Origin of the sequence: Novosphingobium tardum (assembly GCF_042652045.1) — a bacterium.
Classification (GTDB): Bacteria; Pseudomonadota; Alphaproteobacteria; order Sphingomonadales; family Sphingomonadaceae; genus Novosphingobium; species Novosphingobium tardum.
The window spans coordinates 17,622-37,543 of sequence record NZ_JBHSDR010000004.1 but is presented as its reverse complement, the minus strand read 5'-3'; the positions used below and the strand labels follow the sequence as shown (position 1 = coordinate 37,543).

The following is a 19,922-nucleotide window of genomic DNA, read 5'->3' as shown; positions in this document are numbered from 1 at the left end:
TATCAGTCTGAGTTACTTACACCACCGGAGGCAATAATGGCGACCGCACCCAACGTTCAGCCCACCAAGGTCTACAGCGGTCCGATCTTCGATTGCGACAGCCACATCCACGAGCGCAACTACGACTTCATGCGCAAGTACCTGCCGGCTGAGCTTCATGCCCAATGGTTGCCGGCGCGCAAGGTCGGGCCGGACGGGCGTTTCGGGCTGCATATCGGCGATCGCATGGTCGAGAACGCAGAGGCGAACGCGCAGGGACTGGTGCCGCCGCCCGGGCGGCTCAAGGAGTGGCTGCAGGCCATGAAGGATGGCAAGTCCAACGTCGAGGGCTGGTCGCAGCCGACCGAGGACATGATGGCTCCGGCCGAGCGACTGAAGAAACTCGACGAATTCGGCGTCGAGGGATGCATCCTCTTCGTCGGCGAGTTCGTCTCGACTTTCGGCTACTATCCGCAGGACGCAACCGGAAATGCGGTTCTCCACGCATACAACGAGTACGTGAACGCAGAGTGGGGCTTCGCCTACGAGAACCGCATCTTCACCACCGGCCTTCTCAGCCTGTGGGACCTCGACAGCTCAATCGCCGAGGCGAAGTGGCTGGTCGAGAAGGGCGTGCGCGTGGTTTGCATGCCGATGGGGCCGGCGGGGGGCAAGTCACCGGCGGACCCGTACTTTGATCCGGTATGGAAGATCCTCGACGATGCCCAAGTGGCGGTGACCTTCCACGTCTCCGAGGCCAACTTCATGCACCCGCTGATCCGCGAATTCGGCGAAACGCCGCTTCAGTCGCGCCGGACCGGTCAAACGGCGTGGCAGTGGATGTTTTGCTATTCCGAGCTGCCGGTGCAAATCACCCTGGCCAATATTATCTACCACAACTTTTTCGCGCGATTCCCCAACATTCGCATCGCCAGCGTGGAGAACGGCGCAAACTGGGTCCCCGGCTTCCTCGAGAAGATGGACAAGATGCGCGGAATGGCGAAGAACGGCTACTGGCCGTGCGGACAACTTGCAGAACGTCCGAGCAGGATTTTCAAGCGGCACTGCTTCGCCGTCGCCTACCCGGAGGACGACGTGAAGGGGATCGTCGACAAGATCGGTACCTCGGAATGCATCCTGATGGGTTCGGACTATCCGCACGCGGAAGGTGTGCCCGAACCGCGCGACTTTTATACCGAGGCGCTGACCGAGCTTCCCGATGCGGATGCGCGTGCGATCATGTACGATAACGGCAAGCGGTTCATGCGCGTCTGAACGCGAGGTCGGCGGGCAGTGCAGCTTGAGGTTTGTCCGCGGCGCACAGCACATCGTCACCAGATGCCCGGTCGATAGGTCCGCGCAAGGCGGGTTGCTGGATCAGCCCTGCGATCGTCGTCTCCGCAAGCTCGCCATCACGCGACTGGCTGCTCATATCCGTGTTGGACCGCATCTCAGGCGACCGGCTGGAGGCGTAACGCAGATGTCCGTCATTCCCGAATGGATCGAGACAGACGACTATTTCCTTTCGTCTCGCAACCCGATCGCCACTGCAGACCAGCTTGACCTCCAGCGCACCGCCCTGCGGTTACTGGCAAGAGACGACGTGAAGGCAGCGATCCGCCAGGCGCGGTTTCTGTGGGCGACCGTGTCGGAGACTGCCAGTGACCAGGCGGAAGAGCTGCTCGACGACTTCATCCAGGAATATGCCCTCAACTACGTCCAGAAGGCCTGCAACAGCGACCCCGAGCATCCGCGCGTATTCCAGAACTGGATGATTGCGCACGACTGGTTCGGCATTTCGATGCCCTCCGCGCGGATCGGCGGGGACAATCCGGACAATGGCTATCGCCTCATTCCCGTCGAGCATGGCGGCTCCTACCGGATCGATGGTCAAAGGCTGGGGCAGGGCCCGGCTGACGTGACCTGGACGATCGTCGCCAACTCCGGCACCTCGATCACGCTGGCGAGCCTCGACAACGAGGACCTGGTGCTGTGTTCGGACGGACGCTTCACCTTGACTGTGGATGACCAGCCGGCGAATGGCCGGCCCAACCATCTCCAGACCCAACGCGACGCGCTTTTCCTCTTCGTTCGCGATGCGCTCGGCGACTGGGACCGCGAGCGGCCCAATGCCCTGCGGGTCACCCGGCTGAACCCGACCGGGCGGCCGCCGATCGACGAGGACGAGATGGCATACCGCGCGATCAAGTGGATGCTGGCCGACGTGCCGCTCTACCACTGGTTCACGATGCTCACGCATGGCAAGCCGGTCAACCGGCTGATCCCCCCGGTCGCATCGGGCGGTGTCGGCGGGCTTCCATCGCAGTTCGGCTGCTATGGCACGCTGCGCATCGCGGACGACGAGGCCTACGTCATCACCGTCAACGGCGGCAACGCCGCCTTTCGCGACATTGTGGTGCATGACTGGTGGCATCGGAGTATTGCTCCGCACCGCTCGACCGGATCGCTCAACAATGCGCAGATCTCAGCCGATGAGGACGGCAACTACACCTTTGTGATCGGGCCGACCGATCCGGGCATCCACAACTGGCTCGACACCGGCGGGCTCAACGAGACGATCTTGCTGCACCGCTGGCAGGGCGTGCCGCGCGTGACGTCCGCGAGCGATCTGCCACGTCTGCTGCGCGAGCAACTCGTCAAGCTCGACGACATCGCCGCCGTGACCCGCGGAGCGAAGAAGGTCACACCTGCCGAGCGGCAATGTCAGATCGCCGCACGCCGGTCGAGCTGGGCCGGGCGGCTCGCGGTCTGACCGCGATGGGCAACACCGCGAGGCTTCTCGATCCCTGTTCGATCATCGCTTCGGCCGAGATTGCCTCGGGCACGGCCGGGCTGGTCGACGAGGGATTGCGCGGCCGTCTCGCTCGCTTGGTGGAGGGTTTGCGCGGTGGCGCCGAATTCACGCCCGACCAGGCTGCCGCCACGCGGCGCCAGCTCGTCAGGCTGCTGGCGCGGCGGCTCGCCATCGCCCACGACGTAGCGCGTCATCCAGAGATCCTCGAAGAGGTAATCGCCGACCCGATGTTCGTGATCGGCTTTCCACGCACTGGCACATCAATCCAGCAGGCGCTGCTCGCGGCCGATCCGGCCAACCGCGGCGTTGTCGCATGGCAGGTACATGAACCGTCGCCGCCGCCCGGGGAGCAGCCGGTGACGGAGATCCGCAAGGCCGCCGCGGCACGCGTAGTCGATCACTTCTGCGAGAGATGTCCCGGTCTCCTGACGCTCCACCCCTATTGGGACGGCGGTGCGGAGACGCTGGTGGAGGACGAGGAAATTCTCACACTCGCCCTGTTCGACAATTACCCGGTCGTGTTGTGCGACGCGCCGAGCCTCGCGATCCGCACCGGAGAACCTGATTTCACCCAAGCCTACGAGTTTTTGCGCCTGTTCCTCCAGCACCAGCAGTGGCGCCGCCCGCGCCGGCGCTGGGTGCTCAAGGGCATCGAGCACCAGCGGCACTTGCCCGAGCTCTTCCGCGCCTTTCCGGATGCGCGCTGCCTCTTTCCGCACCGCGAGCCGGGTGCGTTTCTGCCGTCAAGCCTTGCGATCGCGGCGGTTGTCTATGATGCTATTACCGATGGCGCGCTCGACCGGCAGACGCTCGCCGCCGGTTACCTCGCGGATTTCAAGCAGCGGATCGACGCGGTCATGGCCGATCCGTGCATGGATGATCCGCGCGTCACCCACTTGCGGTTCGACCGCTTCACTGCCGATCCGATCGCGGCTCTGCGCGATTGCTATGTCGCGTGGGGTTTCGCGTGGACCGCCGAGGGCGAGAAGGCGATGCGGGCATGGCTGGACGATCCGGGGAACGCCTCCGATCGCTACGGCCGGCACCACTACACGTTCGAGCCCTTCGGCGTGAACTGGGCTGAACTGGGGCCGCCCTTCGAAAGCTACCGCGCGCGTTTCCTGGGCGCGGACTGACCGTCAACGACCGCACCGAGCAGGGAGCAGGATTTATGAGTCAACTGGCAGGCAAGGTTGCCATCATAACCGGCGGCGGGCAGGGGGTCGGACTTGGGATAGCGCAGGCCTTTGCCGATGCCGGCGCCGCGATCGTGCTGACAGGCCGCACGCCCGAGAAGCTCCAAGGGGTCGTCGCCGACCTCGAGGCACGCGGCGCGAGAGTGGCGATCCATCCCGCCGATACCCGCTCGCGCGCCGACGCGAACAAGGTCGTCGCGTTCGCTGCCGGGACGTTCGGCGGCATCGATATCCTCGTCAACAACGCGCAGACGACCTTCGCTGGACTGATGCTGTCGGACTACACGGACGAGCAGATCGCTACGACGGTCGAATCCGGACTTTATGGCTCGATCTACCACATGCAGGCCGTGCGCCCGCATATGGTGGCGCGAGGCGGGGGTTCGATCATCAACTTGGGATCGCGTCAGGGGATCATCGCGCCGGCGGGCTACTCCATCTACGGTGCCAGCAAGGAAGCCATCCGTGGTCTGAGCCGCGCCGCCGCACGCGAATGGGGTCCGGACGGCATTCGCGTTAACGTGATCAACCCTTCGGCAATGTCACCCGCCGCGCTCAGGTGGCTGGAGGAATTCCCGGAGGAGGCTTCCAAGAACCTCGCCGAGGTGTCACTGCGGCGCTGGGGCGATGCCGAGAAGGATATCGGGCCGGTCGCTGTGTTCCTCGCCAGCGACGAGAGTCGCTATGTGTCCGGCCAGACGATCAACGTCGATGGGGGCATGGTCATGCTCTAAGTTGCCAGATTTCTTGCCGCCGACCCAGGTGACAATCGTGGACACGATATTCCGGCGGATGCGGGCATCTTACGGTGACAACGCCGGTGCTGAACGCCAATCCTAGTCGGAAGCCCGGAGACCCCATCAAATGCCATCGCTGACCGACCAGATCCACACCCGCGTGCCCCATGCCGTGACCCGGCCCGACCGTATCCCGGCGGCACGTTACTATGATCCGGAATTCTTCGAGCTCGAGAAGAAGCACCTCTGGCCGAAGGTCTGGCAGATGGCCTGCCGTCTCGACGAGATTCAGCGCCCGGGCGACTACGTGCTTTACGAGAACCTCGATCAGTCGATCATCGTGATGCGGGTCGACGAGAACACCATCAAGGCGTTCCACAACCACTGCCGGCACCGCGGGGTTCAACTCGTCACGCGCAGCGGGCACAGTTCGGGCGGGTTCATCTGTCCGTTCCACGGCTGGCGCTGGAACCGCGGCGGCGAGAACACTTTCGTGTTCACGCCGGAGGGCTACGCACCCGACAACCTCTGCGCCGACGAGCTCAACCTTGTGCCGGTACGCTGCGAGGTGTGGGCGCACTGCGCGTTCATCAACCTCGACCAGGACGCGGCGCCGCTGCGCGCCTCGCTTGGACACTTTGCCGAGCGGATGGAACTGTGGAACCCCGAGGAGCTGCGGGTCGAGTGGTGGAAGGCTGCTCGCATCCCGTGCAACTGGAAGCTGGCGATGGAGGCGTTCCAGGAAGGCTACCACGTGGCGACCACGCATCCCCAGCTCCTGCCACCCGGGGTTACCAATCGCGCCGGCGACGCGTTTTACGGCCGTATTCCGGAGGAGTACGTCACCCGCCAGATGTGGACCACGATGGGTCCGGCGATGAAGACGGACTTCAATGCCCGCGAGTTCGCGGAGATGAACATCCATTTCATGAAGGAGCTCAACAAAGGCATGGCGGGGATGACCCACATGCAAGAAATCGAGGTCGCCGAGACGCTTGTCGGCATGGACCTGCCGCCCAATCCCATGGAGGCGGGAGCCGTGTGGAACCGCGCGGTCAACGATGCGGTCATGGAGCACTACGACCGGATGGGAGCCAACCCGCCCGATCTCAACGATCTCGATGCGCGGGGCCTTGCCAGTGGGGTCAACTTCGCTTTCCCGCACTACTTCCTGCTGCCCACTTACGGCAGCGCGAGCTCGTATCGCATCCGCCCCTTGGGGCCGGAGGAATGCCTGTTCGAGCTTTGGTCGCTAACGCGCTACCCTGCTGGCGCGGATCGCCCTCGTCCGGTCGAACCGACGCCGGTGCCGAGCAACGATCCGTCGTGGCCGCCGATCCCGGCACAGGACTACTCGAACCTTCCGCGCCAGCAGAAGGGCCTCCATGCCGGGTTCGAGTTTATGCGGCTTGCGGCGGAGTTCGAGGGGCTGATCAGCAATTACCAGCGGCTGATCGACGGCTACCTGGCGGAACTGCCAAGAGAAGCACTGCTGGCGGCTGTGCAGCAGGTTTCCGGCCCTATCGACGTACCGGTGCGCGACCTGGGATTCTGAAGGGCAATCTGTCGGTCCAGTGAGAGCGTGATCGCGGACGCGCCGGGTAACTTCCCCACCGCTGTCGATGTGGGGCGAAGCGGGCGTCGGAGGGGGCCTGCGCGCTCATCGTCCCGTAAACCGTGGTGGTCGCTTTTCGACGAAAGCCATGACCGCTTCCCGGTGGTCGTCAGACAGGGCCGAGATAGCTTCGAAGAACACATTTGCGTCGACCATGCCCTCGAAGTGGCGGCGCAGCGGCAAGTTGATTGCCTGTTTGGTAAGGTTGATCGCAACGGTCGCGCCTGCTGCGAGCCGCTCGGCCATGCCAAAGGCCACGGAGTCCAATTCCGACATCGGAACGGCGCGGTTGATAAGCCCTATCGCAGCGGCGTCGCTTGCCAAGATCGGATCCCCGGTCAGCAGGAACTCACGGGCGCGCATGTACCCGATCAACTGTGGCCAGATGAGGGCACCACCATCGCCGGCAGCATAACCGACTGAAACATGCGGATCGGCGATCCGCGCGGTCTCGACTGCATAGCACAGGTCCGAGAAAAGCGCGATCGTCGCGCCAAGTCCGATGGCGTGGCCATTGAGCCGCGTGATCAGCGGCCTCTCAAGCCTGAGCAGGGAATTGATTAGCCGGCGGGCCTCGACGAATCCATCGAGCGTGCGACGCGCATCGTCGAGCAGGTCCCGCATGTGCTCGATGTCGCCGCCAGCCGAGAAGGCCCGCTCCCCGGCACCCGTCAGAACGATCACCTTGGTCTCACGGTCATGGTTTGCGTCATCCAGCACTCGGCGCAGCTCGTCGTGCATCGGATCGCTGAATGCGTTGGTGGGAGGATTGTCGAGCGTGAGAAGCAGGATGCCATTGGTCCGACGCTCCACGCGCAGGTTCTTGCAATAGTCGTACATCGGTTTCCTCTCCCGTAATATCGCCTGTTATGGCGCCAGACGCGCGACGATGGCCAGCAGCGCCCGCGCCGATATCGCTCATGCGCTGTTCCGATCGATCTGCCTGGCTTCCATCGCCCTTTTGATCAGCCGCCGCCATTCGTTGACTGCAAACCGCTCCTCGGCGACGCGTTCGGTCCCGGCTCATTGGAACCAGCATGACCGACCAGGCGATCTATCGACGCTTCCAGAATTCGGCGCGCATCCATGCCGACCGTACCGCCATCCGCAGCAATGCGGGCGACCTGACCTACGCCGGGCTCGAGGCTGCCAGCCGCGCGGTCGGGCGAGGGTTGATGGCGCTGGGCATCTTACGCGGCGACCGGGTGGCGATCTGGGGCGTCAACAGTGCGTCATGGGCTGTTGCCGCGCTGGGCATCCAGGCCGCTGGCGCCACGCTGGTCCCGATCGGCACGCGGCTGCGGGGGCGCGAAGCCGAAGGCATCCTTCGGGATTCGGGCGCACGTGTGCTGCTTTGCGACCGGCGGTTCGGGGACTTCGACTATGTCGAGGCCATCCTCGCCCGGGAGGTCCCCCCGCTGGAGCGCATCGTCGTTCTCGATGGACCGGGTGACGGAGATGAAAGCGCGCACGTGATCGGGCTCGACACGCTGCGGGCAATAGCAACGCAGACCGAGGATGCCGCACTCGACGCCCGTATCACGCAGGCGACAGGCGATGACATCGTCGACATTATCTTCACCTCCGGCACCACCGGCAAACCCAAGGGCGTGCCGATGACGAGCGCGCAGAGCCTGATCGCCTGCGAGGCGCAACGCGACGAACTAACCCGTTTCACGCCAGACGACGTCTTCGCGGTAACCTACCCTTTTGCTCACAATGCCGGCTATCGTGCAGGTTGGCAGGTCTCAGTGCTTTACGGCGTGCGCATAGTGCCGGTGAGCACCTTCGACCCGGGCGACCTGCTGCGGCTGATCGAACGCGAGAAGGTGACCTTCCTGCCAACGGCGCCGCCGGTCGCCCAGGGCATCATCGACCATCCTGACCGGCCGTATACCGACCTTTCGAGCGTGCGCATCGTCGCGACCGGCGGTACCACCATCCCTGTCCGACAAGTTGATGAACTTCGCGCCGCGTTCGGCCCGGGCACGCAGGTTCAGACCGGATATGGCCTGACCGAGACCGCCGGCTCGGTCACCTCGACCATGCCCGATGATCCATCCGAGGTTGTCGCGAAGACAGTCGGGCGGGCGCTTTCGATGCTCGAGGTAAAGATTGTCGGACCCGACCATTCCGAGCTGCCGGTAGGCGCGGTCGGCGAGATAGCGGTACGCGGACCGCAGGTCCTCAAGGGCTACTACAACAACCCAGAGGCTACCGCCGCAGCCTTTACCGCCGACGGCTTCTTCCTGACCGGTGACGCCGGTTCGGTCGATTCGCAGGGCAATTATTCGATCACCGACCGGATCAAGGACATGTACCTTGTCGGCGGGTTCAATTGCTATCCGGCAGAGATCGAGGGGATGATGCAGGGCATTCCCGGTGTCGGCAAAGTCGCAGTGATCGGCGTTGACGATGCACGGCTCGGCCAGGTCGGCCGTGCATTTATCGTGAGGGAGCCCGGTAGCGCGCTGACGGAGGAACAGGTGATCTCTTGGTGCCGGAATGAAATGGCGAACTACAAGGTGCCGCGCTCGGTCCGGTTCCTCGATGCGCTACCACTGAACGCAACGGGTAAAGTGGCCAAAGTCGAACTCAGGGCCATGGACTGAGGCCGCCGCACTGATCCCAAGCATCTGCGTTACCAATCAAGCCTAGTACCAGGTTGGTCTCGAAGACGTGCGAACGTTGCAGCCCATTCATGGCTTTGGGCCGAGAGCAGGAGGCTGCGGCATTTCGGAACTTGAATGGCGGTCGATCCGTTCAGCGCGCAAGGCGGCCCGGCGGACCTTTCCAGCATCGTCGCGCACGCGTTCGTAGGTAAATTCGACCGAACGTGGCCGCTTGAACGGCGCTAGCCGCTCCAGCCCTGTAGCGAGAAATGGCAGCGCGCGGTGGGGCTCGGGCACCTCGACGTGCTGCGCCAGTTCGATAATCGCGTGGACGCAATTACCCAGATCCGGGTCGGGGAGTCCGATAACTGCTGCGCAGAGCACCCCGGGGACCTGCTCGAGTGCGGCCTCAACCTCTGCCGGCCAGACGTTGACGCCGCCCACCAGTATCATGTCGGTGCGCCGGTCCGCGATGAAGAGATAGCCATCTGCATCAAGCCAACCCATGTCGCCCAGACCGTCGAGGTCGCCTCGAATGCGGCTTTCAGCTCCGATGTACTGGTAACTGGTGCCTACCCCGGCTGCTCGACGGAACAGAATTTCTCCAATCTCTCCCGGCGGCAGCGGGGTTCCGTCCGGTCCGACAATGACGATTGTATCGCCGGGATTGGCACGACCTACGGAACCTGGATGGTCGAGCCATTCCGCGCCGTTGATCAGGGTGGAGCCTAGTCGCTCGGTTGATCCGTAGACCTCCCATAGCGTCGCGGGTTCGACCTTGGAGAGCCACCAGCGCTTCACGTCTTCGGGACATGGGGCGGAGGAGTGCATGATGAAGCGAAATGAGGAAAGGTCGGCCGCGGAGGTGATCGCAGGATCGAGCCGGGCGATCCTGCTCATCATCGTAGGCACCAATGTCGCTACTGTGGCGCGGTGACGTTCTGCCAGCCGCAACCATTCGATTGGCTCGAAACGCTCCATGCAGATCACATGGCTGCCCTCGGCAAGGGCCACAATGGCGAAGGCGAAGGGCGCCGCATGGTAGAGCGGCCCTGCGCTCAGCACTGTGCTCAACGGTGGGCGATAGAGATTGACCTTGTCGGGGCCCCACCCGGAATCACGAGGGTCGACAATCAGTTTCGGCCGCCCCGTGCTTCCGCCGCTTGCCAGGATCTTCCCCGGCGTCGATAGGGCAGGGGGAAGGGGTCGGTCATCCAATCCGCCCGGAAGCGGCGCATCGATATTGAAGAGAGAGGCGGCGCGCGCTGGAATTTGGGATGTCCCGATGACCAACCGTGGTTCAGCGAGCGCCAGCACGTCACGAAACTCGCTTGGCGTCAGACGATAGGAGACCGCGCACGGGGTCGCGCCGAGCTTCCAGATCGCGAACAATGCAAGAGCGTGATCGGGCCGGTTGGGCATGGAAACCACCACGCGGTCACCGCTGGACACACCCCGCAGCGCGAGGGCTCTGGCGAGGATGTTTGCTCGGGAATCAAACTGTCCGAACGACAGCGTTTCGCCGGCAAATGTGAAGGCCGGTGCCTCCGGCCGGAGTGCCGCATGGGCGCTGAGCAGCATGCCCATAGGTGCGCCAGGACGTGGCAGCCCATCGCCGTCGAGCCAGTCCGCTGCCACGCATTGCTGATATTCCATCGAACGAAGCCAACCGTATCTTTAGCGTAATGCGTTTTGGCCGCCGTCAACCGGCATGACCATTCCGGTAATCATTGCCGCTTCCGTCGAGCATAGGAACATCACCGCCGAAGCAATTTCGTCCGGACTGGCAGGGCGCTTCAAGATCTGGTCACCGGCAAGTTCAACCTGTTGCTCTGGAGTAAACATCTCCGAGACAATCTTTGTCGCCACCAAGCCTGGCGCAACACAGTTCACACGTATGCCGTAGGGCCCGTAGGCTCGGGCGGCATGTGCCGTCATCTGGATGACTCCGGCTTTTGCCCCGGCATAGATGATGTCCGCGGCCGGAGTAGTGCTGATGCCGGCCATCGAAGCGGTGTTGACTATGGCACCGTGCCCATGCGCCCGCATCGCTGGCAATTCATGGCGAAGGCCGAGGAAAACTGACTTGAGCGAAAGATCACTGACGAACTGGTAATCGTCCTCGGTCAGTTCCTCCAGCGGCTTGCCAACGCCGCAGCCCACATTGTTGTGCGCGAAGTCGAGCGAGCCGAACCGTTCTAGCGTCGCGTGAACGAGATTTTCCACCGAGGCACCGTCGGCAGCATTGCAGAGAATCGCTTCCGCCGTTCCGCCGGCGTCATGGATCAATTGCACCGTTTCCTGGGCACCGGCCATGTCGATATCGGCGACCATCACTTTCGCACCGCGTCCAGCGAAGGCCATGGCCGATGCTCGGCCGATCCCCGCTCCGGCGCCAGTCACGAGAGCGGTCCTGCCGGCAAAGGAGGGGTCAACCATCGTCGCTTCCTCCTCTTCAGCGATCGGGGGCATCGCCACTTCTTGCATCGATCCACAGACAGGCGGTCCGTGGTTCTCCGGGCAGTGTCCGGCAGCTTTCGAGCCGCTGCTTGTCGCGACGCGGATCGCTAATCGCGTCCTGGCTCAGGCACGATATCCGGATCCTCGATATCGCGGGGGTGATCGATCGAACCGCCTGGCTTGATGTGGAGGCAGGTGCGCATGGCTCGTCAGAAATACCGCTGTCGTCCCAAGGCTATTCGACATCTCTGTCAGGTGCGGATCACCAATTGCCCCGCCGGCCCGCGCCGCCGCGGACCGCTCTACCCGAGCGCACCGATCACAGCGGCCGCCGGCTGCAGCAGCGTGCGGATGCGAACGAGCTCCTCGCCCACCGGGCGCAGGGCATTGACGGTCCACGTGGTGCTGAGGCCACTACAACTGAGGCCCCAGTACCGCGGCACCGTCCCTCCCTCGACCAGCGGGACCGAGGCGGCGGCATATTGTCCGTCGAACATGTCGGTCAGCACGATGTATCCGTGTTGCGCAAAATGGGCTGCAGCCCTCTCGATCCGCTCTTGGCGGCGGGGCCAGGAAGCCGGATCGCGTTCGGCAATCGCCTGAAGCGCGCGGGCGCGATCCTCGTCGGGGAGCACGGCGAGCACTGCCAGGCCGGCGGACGAGGAGGCCGGCGAGGCGCGCCAGCCGACCGGCTGGCCCGGCACCACGAAGCTGCCCATGGTCTGGTCGATCGAGAGCATCTCGTTGCCGCTGTAGAGGCTGAGCGCGACAGTGGTCCCGACCCGGGTAGTCAGCTGCTCCATGTAGGGGCGCACCAGCGCCCGTAGATCCTGCCCCTGCGCCGCCGCATAGCCGAGAGTGAGGGCAGGCGCGCCTACGCGAAGCGCCGAGCTGCCCGGTACCTTCACCAGGAAGCCCTTGTCGATCAGAGTGCTGCAGAGCCGCCAAGTGGTCGGCTGGCTGAGCCCTACCAGCCGCGCCAGTTCGGAGACGGTGAACTGGGCGCCCGGCCGGTCGAAACACTGCAGGATCGCCAGTCCGCGCGCAAGCGCGGTCACTCCGCCGTCGCGGCGTGAAGCCGACTCGGTTGACTTGACAATGCTCAAGGGTGTATCTCAATCATCAGACGAATATATTATTCGCAGTGTGAATAAGTCAAGCACTCAGTTGGCGAGGAGAACCGTGATGGATGGGTACCAGGCGACATTTACCCAGGATACGCCGATCGAGGCGGTGGACTGGCCGATGAACCGTGAGGTGCAGGACAGCGGCTGGCGTCCGCCGGCAGGCACGCGGATCATCTCGGTCGACGATCACGGGATGGAAGAGGAAGGCCTCTGGGAGAAGCGCATGTCGGGCGCCGACAAGGACCGCGCGCCGCGCCTGTGGCAGGACAAGGCCGACAACCGCTGGCACATGACAGTGGATGGCATGAGCTATGACGTGCCCGGTATCGAGGGGCTGATCGGGGAAGGGCGTCCCGGGTTCTGGGACGCGAAGGAGCGCCTCAGGGACATGGATGCCGAGGGGATCGACGTCTCTCTCTTCTTCCACAGCCGCGCCATGTCGCTGGTGCGGATGGAGGACAAGGCGTTCTTCACCCGCTGCATGGACGCCTACAACGAGTGGCTCGGCGAGCTCTGCGCGGCCAATGCGCAGCGGCTGGTCGGCGTCGGCATCCTGCCCACCATCTACAACCCCGCAGATACCGCGGCCTACATCGAGAAGTTCAAGGGCTGGGGCCTCAAGGCGCTCGAAATTCCGTCGGCGCCCAAGAACGTGCCCTACAACGCCTCGGCGATGGAGCCGATGTGGGAGGCAATCGCGGACAGCGGTATTCCGGTCATGTTCCACGTCGGCGCCTATCTCGAATTCCGCGGCAAAGGCGCGACCGGCGCCAACCTCACCAAGAATCTCGGGCCCTATCGCCCGCTGTGGTCGCTGCTCGCGTTCTCGGGTATTCTCGAGCGCCATCCCAATCTCAAGGTAGTCTTCTGCGAGGGTGGCTTCGGTTGGGTGCCGTGGACGCTGCAGGACGCTGACCGGATCTATCAGGTCTATGAGACCGAGATGAAACCCAAGCTCCAGGAGTTGCCGAGCTACTATTTCCGGCGCCAGTGCTATTCCGCGATCATGACCGACGATGTCGGCTTGAAGCTCGCGGGGGAATACAACCTGACCGACAACCTGCTGTGGTCTTGCGACTATCCGCATGGGGAGAGCGTGTTCGGTGACTCTCGCAATGAGATCCGGAAGATTTTCGACGTGCTCGGCGAGGAGCGCGGCAAGGACGTGGTGGGCCGCAACGCGGCGAAGCTCTGGAATCTCTGAACGATCCACGCAAGCACGGCGCGAGGCCCGGTCCGGGGATCCAGGACCGGGCCTCGGCGTGTGCGGAGACGACACGGCCTCGGTCGGGAAGGTTTGCAGGTCTCTTTGGCCCCGGCGCGGTGTTCGGTACTCGCGGCCGGTCAGAGGCAGCCCACGGCTGTGGATTCCACAGGGCAGAGCGCGCTAGCGAGCGGACGGCGCCGTCAAGTCGCGGCGAGCCGCGCCATGTGAAAGTCGATGTCGCCACTCAGCTTTTCGAGCGTCAGCAGGTAGCGGTAGTGGTGACCGACTTCGTATTCGTCGGTCAGTCCATAGCCGCCGTGGAGCTGGATGCCCTGTCGCGAGACGAGCTGACCGGCTTCCCCGATCGTGATCGCGGCAAGCGAGATCGCCCGGCTTCGCTCAGCCGCGGGCCGGTCAGAGTGCGCGATGGCTTGGTAGAGTGCCGAGCGCGACTGGTGAGCCGCCACGAACATGTCGGCCATGATGTGCTGCAGTGCCTGGAAATTCCCGATCGGTTGGCCGAACTGGTGACGTTCCTGGAGGTAGGCCGAGCAGATGCGCAGCACTTCCTCCATCGAGCCGACGGCCTGCGCCAGGCGCGCAAGCCGACCATGATCGAGTGCCGCTCCAAGCAGTGCCTCGGCCGTGGCGCCGGTAGCCAGCACCGCATCCGCCCCCAGGCGCACATTCTCGAACCGAAGGTCGGCAGCGCGGCTGCCGTCCAGCAGCGGATAGGCGTCCGCGCTGGCGCCGAAACTGTCCGCGGGCACCAGCACTAGCGCGAGCCCGCGCCCTGGAGTCTCTGCCGAGACGACGAGGTGCGTCGCCACCGGCGCATCGACTGCGAAGAACTTCTGGCCATCCAGAACGTAGTCATCGCCATCGGGGGTCAGCGTCACGCGGCGGGGCGAAACCTCGGCGTAACGCTCGCCGGGCTCGCCATGAACCAGCGCGATCCGGGCCGTTCCACCGATTACTTGCTCGATGATGGCGGTGCGTGGTTCCTCCGCTGCGGCGAGCAGGTATGCCCCTTGCACGGCTGTGCCGACGAACGGCTGGGAGACGCACTTGCTGCCGAAGGCAGCGGCAAGCACCGCGACATCGGCCGAACTACCGCCCAGTCCGCCCGACTCCTCCGGAACAGCAAGCGCCAGCCAGCCCAGTTCGGCAAAGGTGGCCCAGGCGTTCTCGTCGAATCCGCTGCCGCTATCGCGCAGGGCGCGGCGGTGCTCGAGCGTGAAACGCTCGGCGATGTAGCGCTCGGCGCTGTCGAGCAGCATGCGCTGCAGGTCGGAAGTGTTGAAGTCCATGGCAGGTCTTTCAGAGGCCGAAGGCGACTTTGGCGATGATGTTCTTCTGGATCTGCAGAGATCCGCCGTAGATTGTGGCCGCACGCAGGACCAGCGCGCGTTGGGTCGCGTATTCGCTCTCTTCCGGCCACAACGGACTGCGCGCCGGCCGCTTGTGAACCTCGTGGGGATAAAGCCGGATCGATTGAACGCCCTGCAGGTCGACGTGCAGTTCGCTGATCGCCTGCTGGAGCCGCGATCCCGCTACCTTGAGCACCGAAGCTGCTGCTGCTTCGGGGTACTGGAACGGCTCGTCGGCAAGGGCGCGCAACACCGACCATTCGAGCGCGGACACTTCGGCTTCGAGGCGGGCGAGGCGACCCTGGAAGCGCGGGTGCCTGTCGAGGGTGACACCGTCGAGCGAAAGGCTGCCTGCCATCGCCTTCGCCAGCGCGAATTCCTTCTTGTTGAAGTAGATGAACGAGCTGGTGGTACGCTCATGGTCGAGCAGGAACTTGGCGTAGGTCCAACCCGCGCCTTCCTCGCCTACGAGGTTGCTGGCGGGCACTTCCACGTTATCGAGGAAAACTTCACATAGGTCCGACTCCCCGTTGATCTGCGGAATGCGTCGGATGGTAACGCCGGGGCTCTTCATGTCGATGAGGAGAAATGAGATCCCCCGCTGCGGTTTGACGGTCGAATCGGTGCGGACAAGAAAGAAGCCCCAGTCCGAGGCCCATGCGGAGCTCGTCCAGATCTTCTGCCCCGTGACGACATAGACATCGCCCTTGCGCACCGCCGCCGTGCGCAGGTTGGCCAGGTCGGAGCCGTTGCCAGGTTCCGAAAATCCTTGCGCCCAGTAGAAGTCGCCATTGCGGATAGCGGGGAGGAAGCGGGCCTTCTGCTCCTCGGACCCGAACGTGTAGATGACCGGTCCCACCATGTGCGTGCCACCCCAACATGAGTCGGGGGTGAAAGAGCGGATCATCTCGTCCTGGAAGACAAAGAGCTGCAATGGGGTCCACCCGCACCCGCCATGCTCGACCGGCCAGTGCGGTACCGTCCAACCGCGTCTCGCGAGGATACGTGTCCACTGGAGGACATCGATCGGATCGGACTGAAGACCACCGAACCGCCGCTGGCGGTCTCTTAAGTCCTTCGGGAGATCCTCGGCAATGGCACTGCGGACCATTTGCCTGAACTCCTCGAGGCCCTCGTCAAACCGGAAATCCATGACTCGCTCGTCCCCTTTCGACCTTCAACAGTCGATCATTTGCCTTTAGTCTACCGCCAGGATCGCCATCGCCTGCGCCGAGAGCACGCCGCCGTTGCCCTGTGCGATCGCGGTCCGCGCACCTTGTACCTGGCGGGCTCCCGCCTCGCCCCTCAGCTGGCGCACCGCCTCCACGATGGTGAACAGGCCGTACATCCCCGGATGCGTGCAGGAGAGCCCGCCGCCGTTAGTGTTGACGGGCAATCTTCCGCCCGGTGCGATTGCCCCGCCTTCCACGAACCGGCCGCCTTCGCCTTTCAGGCAGAACCCGAGGTCTTCGAGGAACATGATCGTGTTGATCGTGAACGCGTCATAGAGTTCGACGACGTCGATTTCCTGCGGACCGATCCCGGCAGCGGAATAAGCGCGGGCGCCGCATTCGACCAGCGCTGTGCGGGTCAGGTCGGGCATCGCTGAAACGAAGGAATGCGTCGTCGAGCTGGCCGCGGCGAGCACCTTGACCGGCTTCTTCGCCAGATCGCTCGCCCGGTCTGACCGTGTCAGGACCACTGCCGCCGCGCCGTCGGTCACCAGGCAGCAGTCAAGCACCGACAGAGGATCGGAGACCATGCGCGATGCGCGATAGTCGTCCAGGGTCATCGGGTCGCGCTTGACTGCTTCAGGGTTAAGCATTGCCCAAGCTCGTGCCGCAACCGCCACTTCGCCAAGCTGATCCTTGGCGGTGCCGAAGTCGTGCATGTGCCGGGCTGCTGCGAGAGCATAGCCGCTGACGGGAAGGAGAGGCTTGTAGCGTGCCTCGTAGGGCCACGGTCGGGACGCGTTCGACAGCTTGCCGGTCGCTGAGGCCTGGTTGGATCCGAACGCGACCAACGCGCAATCGATCAGGCCGGCATCGAGCAGCCAGGCGGCGCGTTCCAGATAGCTCTGAAACACGTTGCCGCCGGTGCGACTGTTGTCGAGAACACGCGGTTGAATTCCGAGATACTGCGCAAAACTCAAAGCGCCGCCAAACGTGTCGACATTGTTCGTGTAGAAGAGCCCATCGACATCGGCGAAGGTCAACCCCGCTTCCCGTAGCGCGTCGCGCGCCGCGATCGCTGCCATATCGTGCGGCTCGTAGCCCGGTGCCCGGTCCGTTCCGAATGTGCCGACGCCGACGATCGCGGTCTTTCCCCGGGGAAACATCTCGCCGCTCATGCCGCCGCTGCCCCTTCCTGGGTCGCATCGGGCACGAAGACCAGCAGGGGGCCGTCTTCCGCTTCGATGATCCGGGCGCGTACCGCCATGCCGATGCGCACTTCGGCTGGATCAATGTCCTCGACGCGGCTCATCATCCGCGGTCCCTCGGCGAGATCGACCAGGGTGACATTGACGTTCGGCTCCGGAGGGCGCTTGCGCACCACCGTCGTGGAATAGACAATCCCGCGCCCCGAAGCTTCGACCCACTCCAGGTCTTCACCGGTGCCAGGCGCCACCACGCGGGGAAAGAACACGTGCGTGCCAGACTGCGTCCCCCGCTGGATCATGAAGCGGCCCTCGGTGAGGAACGCCGAGAATTGCTCGTCCGGTCCTGCTTTTGGATCGGTATCCGTCATCTTCCTGACCCGCCTGTCGCTACGCCGCCAATGCGCAAGTGCTGCGCTGCCGCATTGTAGATCGAAGGAGCGGTCGACGCGCGCTGGCGCATGCGATGATCGCGCTACCGATATCTCGGACCGGCGGCTTGCCCGGTGGCGTCGCGATCTCGACCCTGGGATGCATGGATACGAAGAGCACAGCTTGTGGGCGTTTTGCGGGCACGCTGTTTGACCTTTCCGGCCGCAGAGCCCTGGTGACCGGCGCCAGCCGCGGGATCGGCCGTGCGATAGCATACCGGCTTGCCCAGCACGGGGCTGATGTGGTGATCTGCGCCCGCAAGTCAGATGCACTTGCCGCGGTTGCCAATGTCATCAATGACGCCGGTTCTGGACGCGCGGTCGCGGTTCCAGCGAATATCAGCCGGCCTGGCGAACTCGAGGAACTGGCCAGCGAAGCGCAAGCGGCCTTCGGGGGAATCGATATACTCGTCGCCAATGCCGGGCTGCACATCCACAACGGGCCGAGCGCGACAATGAACGACGCCGTGCTCCAGAAGACAATCGACGGCAACTTCGGTGCGCTGCACCGGCTGAGCCAGCATTTGCTTCCGGGCATGAGCGCGCGCGGTTGGGGGCGGATCATCAATATCGGTACTATCGCCGCGCACTTTGGCAGCGGGGTCTATCATAGCTATACGCTGAGCAAGGCCCTTGCCATGCAATACGTGCGCAACATCGCGGTGGAGCATGGCGCGGCCGGCATTCGCGCCAACACCGTCTCGCCGGGGCTCGTGCGGACCGACATGGCCGGAGCGATTCTCGACAACCCGGAGGAACTCGCCAAGGAACTGGCCCGCTCGACCGTGGGGCGCGTGGGCGAGCCGGACGAAATCGCCGGTGTTGTCGTCATGCTGGCCAGCGAAGCCGGTGGCTATGTCAACGGCCAGACCATCGCGGTCGATGGGGGGCAGACGATCCGCTACGTCGTATAGGCGCGGATCGGCCGCAAGACCGGCCCACTGAAACGCCAGGGGTATTCCCCCGGGCTGGTCCATCAGGCCCAGGGATCGACATGAACCTTGGTCTCGCCGTTCTCGCCGCGCAACCGATCGATCATGTCCGGCAGGGCATCGAGCCCGATGTTGCTGGTGATCATTTGCCGCGGTTCGACATGGCCGGCGTCCATGGTGTCCACCGCGTAGCGAAATTCTGGGACCGTCCAAGCCATCGAGAAGGCGAGCTTGACCTGCTTGAACGTGCTGACACCGGGGATCACCGGGTCGGGCGCCATGCAGAACCCGAGGGAAATGACATGGCCGTTCGGCCTCACGAGGTTGATCGACTGCTGGAGCAGTCCGACTGCGCCTGCCGCTTCGAAGACGTAGTCCGGCATCCCGCCAAGTGCTTCGCCGATCCGCTCGGCCTCGCCTTCACCTGTCAGCACATAGTCGTACGCACCTAGCGCAAGCGCCATATCGCGCCGCCGCTCGGAACGTGACGCAGCGACCACCCGGCCGGCGCCGAGCCGTCGTGCCCAGAAAGTGGCGGCAAGTCCGACCGCACCGGCGCCGAGCACGAGTACTTTGGCGCCGAGCGGCAATTGGGCAAGGCGCACGCCATGCAAGCCAACCGCGAGCGGCTCTATCAGTGCGCCATCATTGAGGCTCAGGGCAGCGGGCAGCTTCACCGCGGTGCGCTCTGCGATGCGCATGTATTCAGCATAGCCGCCGGCATAGGGTGCCATGTTCGGGCACATCACCACCTGGCCCGCGCGGCACAAGTCGCAATGGCCGCAGCCAGCAGCGGGCAGAGCTGTCACCCGGTCTCCGACCCTGAGCTGCTCGACGCCTTTTCCGACAGCAACGACTTCGCCCGAGAACTCGTGTCCAAGGACGGTGTCGCACGGGAAGTCGTAGCCTCTTCCCGAGGTCATGTTGAGATCGGTGCCGCAGATGCCACACCGACCGACCCGGATAACGGCCTCGCCTTCGCCAGGGGTGGGGTCGGGGCGTTCCTCGACAACCCAGGGCTTACCGGCTTCCTTGAATACTGCGGCCCGCATCTGAACTCTCCC

At 64.1% G+C, this 19,922-nt stretch carries 18 protein-coding genes; 8 read left to right on the top strand and 10 right to left on the bottom strand.

From position 1 onward, the window contains the following. Window positions 1-36: 36 nt before the first annotated feature. Window positions 37-1,254, top strand: a complete 1,218-nt coding sequence (locus ACFO0A_RS06520) for an amidohydrolase family protein (RefSeq protein ID WP_379538205.1) — start codon at window positions 37-39, stop codon at window positions 1,252-1,254. On the opposite strand, the gene ACFO0A_RS06515 is transcribed toward ACFO0A_RS06520, so the two are convergent. Next, complete coding sequence (locus ACFO0A_RS06515) at window positions 1,241-1,411, bottom strand: hypothetical protein (RefSeq protein WP_379538204.1); 171 nt, start codon at window positions 1,409-1,411, stop codon at window positions 1,241-1,243. The two genes, ACFO0A_RS06520 and ACFO0A_RS06515, sit on opposite strands and share 14 nt — an antisense overlap. Before the next feature lie 48 nt (window positions 1,412-1,459). On the opposite strand from ACFO0A_RS06515, the gene ACFO0A_RS06510 reads away from it, so the two are divergent. The 4 genes from ACFO0A_RS06510 (at window position 1,460) to ACFO0A_RS06495 (ending at window position 6,282) form a co-directional block, all read left to right on the top strand. Beyond that, window positions 1,460-2,752 (top strand): DUF1214 domain-containing protein, encoded by a 1,293-nt coding sequence (locus tag ACFO0A_RS06510; RefSeq protein ID WP_379538203.1) that lies wholly within the window; start codon window positions 1,460-1,462, stop codon window positions 2,750-2,752. Further along, complete coding sequence (locus ACFO0A_RS06505) at window positions 2,701-3,930, top strand: sulfotransferase (protein WP_379538202.1); 1,230 nt, start codon at window positions 2,701-2,703, stop codon at window positions 3,928-3,930. Before ACFO0A_RS06510 ends, ACFO0A_RS06505 begins: the two co-directional genes overlap by 52 nt. 35 nt (window positions 3,931-3,965) lie before the next feature. After that, entirely contained in the window at window positions 3,966-4,724 is a 759-nt protein-coding gene (locus ACFO0A_RS06500) for an SDR family NAD(P)-dependent oxidoreductase (RefSeq protein ID WP_379538201.1), read from the top strand. Between the two features lie 130 nt (window positions 4,725-4,854). After that, window positions 4,855-6,282 carry an aromatic ring-hydroxylating oxygenase subunit alpha gene (locus ACFO0A_RS06495; protein ID WP_379538200.1) on the top strand — a complete coding sequence of 476 codons (1,428 nt, stop codon included), beginning with the start codon at window positions 4,855-4,857 and terminating at the stop codon, window positions 6,280-6,282. A gap of 105 nt (window positions 6,283-6,387) precedes the next feature. On the opposite strand, the gene ACFO0A_RS06490 is transcribed toward ACFO0A_RS06495, so the two are convergent. Further along, on the bottom strand, window positions 6,388-7,182 hold the full coding sequence (locus ACFO0A_RS06490; protein WP_379538199.1) for an enoyl-CoA hydratase/isomerase family protein: 795 nt from the start codon (window positions 7,180-7,182) through the stop codon (window positions 6,388-6,390). A gap of 197 nt (window positions 7,183-7,379) precedes the next feature. Between ACFO0A_RS06490 and ACFO0A_RS06485 the strand changes: the two genes are divergently transcribed. Then, on the top strand, window positions 7,380-8,954 hold the full coding sequence (locus tag ACFO0A_RS06485; RefSeq protein ID WP_379538198.1) for an AMP-binding protein: 1,575 nt from the start codon (window positions 7,380-7,382) through the stop codon (window positions 8,952-8,954). A gap of 87 nt (window positions 8,955-9,041) precedes the next feature. Here ACFO0A_RS06485 and ACFO0A_RS06480 read toward each other — a convergent pair whose 3' ends face one another. The 3 genes from ACFO0A_RS06480 to ACFO0A_RS06470 form a co-directional block, all read right to left on the bottom strand. Continuing rightward, a complete protein-coding gene (locus ACFO0A_RS06480; RefSeq protein WP_379538197.1) occupies window positions 9,042-10,541 on the bottom strand; it encodes an AMP-binding protein in 1,500 nt (499 codons plus the stop codon). A 90-nt stretch (window positions 10,542-10,631) separates the two neighbouring features. Beyond that, window positions 10,632-11,441, bottom strand: a complete 810-nt coding sequence (locus ACFO0A_RS06475) for an SDR family NAD(P)-dependent oxidoreductase (RefSeq protein ID WP_379538196.1) — start codon at window positions 11,439-11,441, stop codon at window positions 10,632-10,634. A 275-nt stretch (window positions 11,442-11,716) separates the two neighbouring features. After that, window positions 11,717-12,520, bottom strand: a complete 804-nt coding sequence (locus ACFO0A_RS06470) for an IclR family transcriptional regulator (RefSeq protein ID WP_379538195.1) — start codon at window positions 12,518-12,520, stop codon at window positions 11,717-11,719. A 79-nt stretch (window positions 12,521-12,599) separates the two neighbouring features. Between ACFO0A_RS06470 and ACFO0A_RS06465 the strand changes: the two genes are divergently transcribed. Then, entirely contained in the window at window positions 12,600-13,745 is a 1,146-nt protein-coding gene (locus ACFO0A_RS06465; RefSeq protein WP_379538194.1) for an amidohydrolase family protein, read from the top strand. A 203-nt stretch (window positions 13,746-13,948) separates the two neighbouring features. Here ACFO0A_RS06465 and ACFO0A_RS06460 read toward each other — a convergent pair whose 3' ends face one another. From ACFO0A_RS06460 to ACFO0A_RS06445, 4 genes are read right to left on the bottom strand one after another with little or no spacing between them, the layout of a single operon-like run. Then, window positions 13,949-15,058, bottom strand: coding sequence for an acyl-CoA dehydrogenase family protein (locus tag ACFO0A_RS06460; RefSeq protein ID WP_379538193.1), 1,110 nt, complete (start codon window positions 15,056-15,058; stop codon window positions 13,949-13,951). A gap of 10 nt (window positions 15,059-15,068) precedes the next feature. Beyond that, on the bottom strand, window positions 15,069-16,271 hold the full coding sequence (locus ACFO0A_RS06455; protein ID WP_379538192.1) for an acyl-CoA dehydrogenase family protein: 1,203 nt from the start codon (window positions 16,269-16,271) through the stop codon (window positions 15,069-15,071). A 45-nt stretch (window positions 16,272-16,316) separates the two neighbouring features. Beyond that, window positions 16,317-17,468, bottom strand: coding sequence for an acetyl-CoA acetyltransferase (locus tag ACFO0A_RS06450; protein ID WP_379538191.1), 1,152 nt, complete (start codon window positions 17,466-17,468; stop codon window positions 16,317-16,319). Then, window positions 17,465-17,866, bottom strand: coding sequence for a Zn-ribbon domain-containing OB-fold protein (locus ACFO0A_RS06445; protein WP_379538190.1), 402 nt, complete (start codon window positions 17,864-17,866; stop codon window positions 17,465-17,467). Before ACFO0A_RS06445 ends, ACFO0A_RS06450 begins: the two co-directional genes overlap by 4 nt. 164 nt (window positions 17,867-18,030) lie before the next feature. Between ACFO0A_RS06445 and ACFO0A_RS06440 the strand changes: the two genes are divergently transcribed. Then, window positions 18,031-18,840, top strand: coding sequence for an SDR family NAD(P)-dependent oxidoreductase (locus tag ACFO0A_RS06440; protein WP_379538189.1), 810 nt, complete (start codon window positions 18,031-18,033; stop codon window positions 18,838-18,840). 62 nt (window positions 18,841-18,902) lie between these two features. On the opposite strand, the gene ACFO0A_RS06435 is transcribed toward ACFO0A_RS06440, so the two are convergent. After that, window positions 18,903-19,910, bottom strand: coding sequence for an alcohol dehydrogenase catalytic domain-containing protein (locus ACFO0A_RS06435; RefSeq protein ID WP_379538188.1), 1,008 nt, complete (start codon window positions 19,908-19,910; stop codon window positions 18,903-18,905). Window positions 19,911-19,922 lie beyond the last annotated feature (12 nt).

What these genes read in the sequence shown, in the direction of transcription:
- ACFO0A_RS06520 (WP_379538205.1), top strand. Translation starts at nt 37, where the DNA reads ATGGCGACCGCACCCAACGTTCAGCCCACCAAGGTCTACAGCGGTCCG.
- ACFO0A_RS06515 (WP_379538204.1), bottom strand. Translation starts at nt 1,411, where the DNA reads ATGAGCAGCCAGTCGCGTGATGGCGAGCTTGCGGAGACGACGATCGCA.
- ACFO0A_RS06510 (WP_379538203.1), top strand. Translation starts at nt 1,460, where the DNA reads ATGTCCGTCATTCCCGAATGGATCGAGACAGACGACTATTTCCTTTCG.
- ACFO0A_RS06505 (WP_379538202.1), top strand. Translation starts at nt 2,701, where the DNA reads ATGTCAGATCGCCGCACGCCGGTCGAGCTGGGCCGGGCGGCTCGCGGT.
- ACFO0A_RS06500 (WP_379538201.1), top strand. Translation starts at nt 3,966, where the DNA reads ATGAGTCAACTGGCAGGCAAGGTTGCCATCATAACCGGCGGCGGGCAG.
- ACFO0A_RS06495 (WP_379538200.1), top strand. Translation starts at nt 4,855, where the DNA reads ATGCCATCGCTGACCGACCAGATCCACACCCGCGTGCCCCATGCCGTG.
- ACFO0A_RS06490 (WP_379538199.1), bottom strand. Translation starts at nt 7,182, where the DNA reads ATGTACGACTATTGCAAGAACCTGCGCGTGGAGCGTCGGACCAATGGC.
- ACFO0A_RS06485 (WP_379538198.1), top strand. Translation starts at nt 7,380, where the DNA reads ATGACCGACCAGGCGATCTATCGACGCTTCCAGAATTCGGCGCGCATC.
- ACFO0A_RS06480 (WP_379538197.1), bottom strand. Translation starts at nt 10,541, where the DNA reads ATGGGCATGCTGCTCAGCGCCCATGCGGCACTCCGGCCGGAGGCACCG.
- ACFO0A_RS06475 (WP_379538196.1), bottom strand. Translation starts at nt 11,441, where the DNA reads ATGCAAGAAGTGGCGATGCCCCCGATCGCTGAAGAGGAGGAAGCGACG.
- ACFO0A_RS06465 (WP_379538194.1), top strand. Translation starts at nt 12,600, where the DNA reads ATGGATGGGTACCAGGCGACATTTACCCAGGATACGCCGATCGAGGCG.
- ACFO0A_RS06460 (WP_379538193.1), bottom strand. Translation starts at nt 15,058, where the DNA reads ATGGACTTCAACACTTCCGACCTGCAGCGCATGCTGCTCGACAGCGCC.
- ACFO0A_RS06455 (WP_379538192.1), bottom strand. Translation starts at nt 16,271, where the DNA reads ATGGATTTCCGGTTTGACGAGGGCCTCGAGGAGTTCAGGCAAATGGTC.
- ACFO0A_RS06450 (WP_379538191.1), bottom strand. Translation starts at nt 17,468, where the DNA reads ATGAGCGGCGAGATGTTTCCCCGGGGAAAGACCGCGATCGTCGGCGTC.
- ACFO0A_RS06445 (WP_379538190.1), bottom strand. Translation starts at nt 17,866, where the DNA reads ATGACGGATACCGATCCAAAAGCAGGACCGGACGAGCAATTCTCGGCG.
- ACFO0A_RS06440 (WP_379538189.1), top strand. Translation starts at nt 18,031, where the DNA reads ATGGATACGAAGAGCACAGCTTGTGGGCGTTTTGCGGGCACGCTGTTT.
- ACFO0A_RS06435 (WP_379538188.1), bottom strand. Translation starts at nt 19,910, where the DNA reads ATGCGGGCCGCAGTATTCAAGGAAGCCGGTAAGCCCTGGGTTGTCGAG.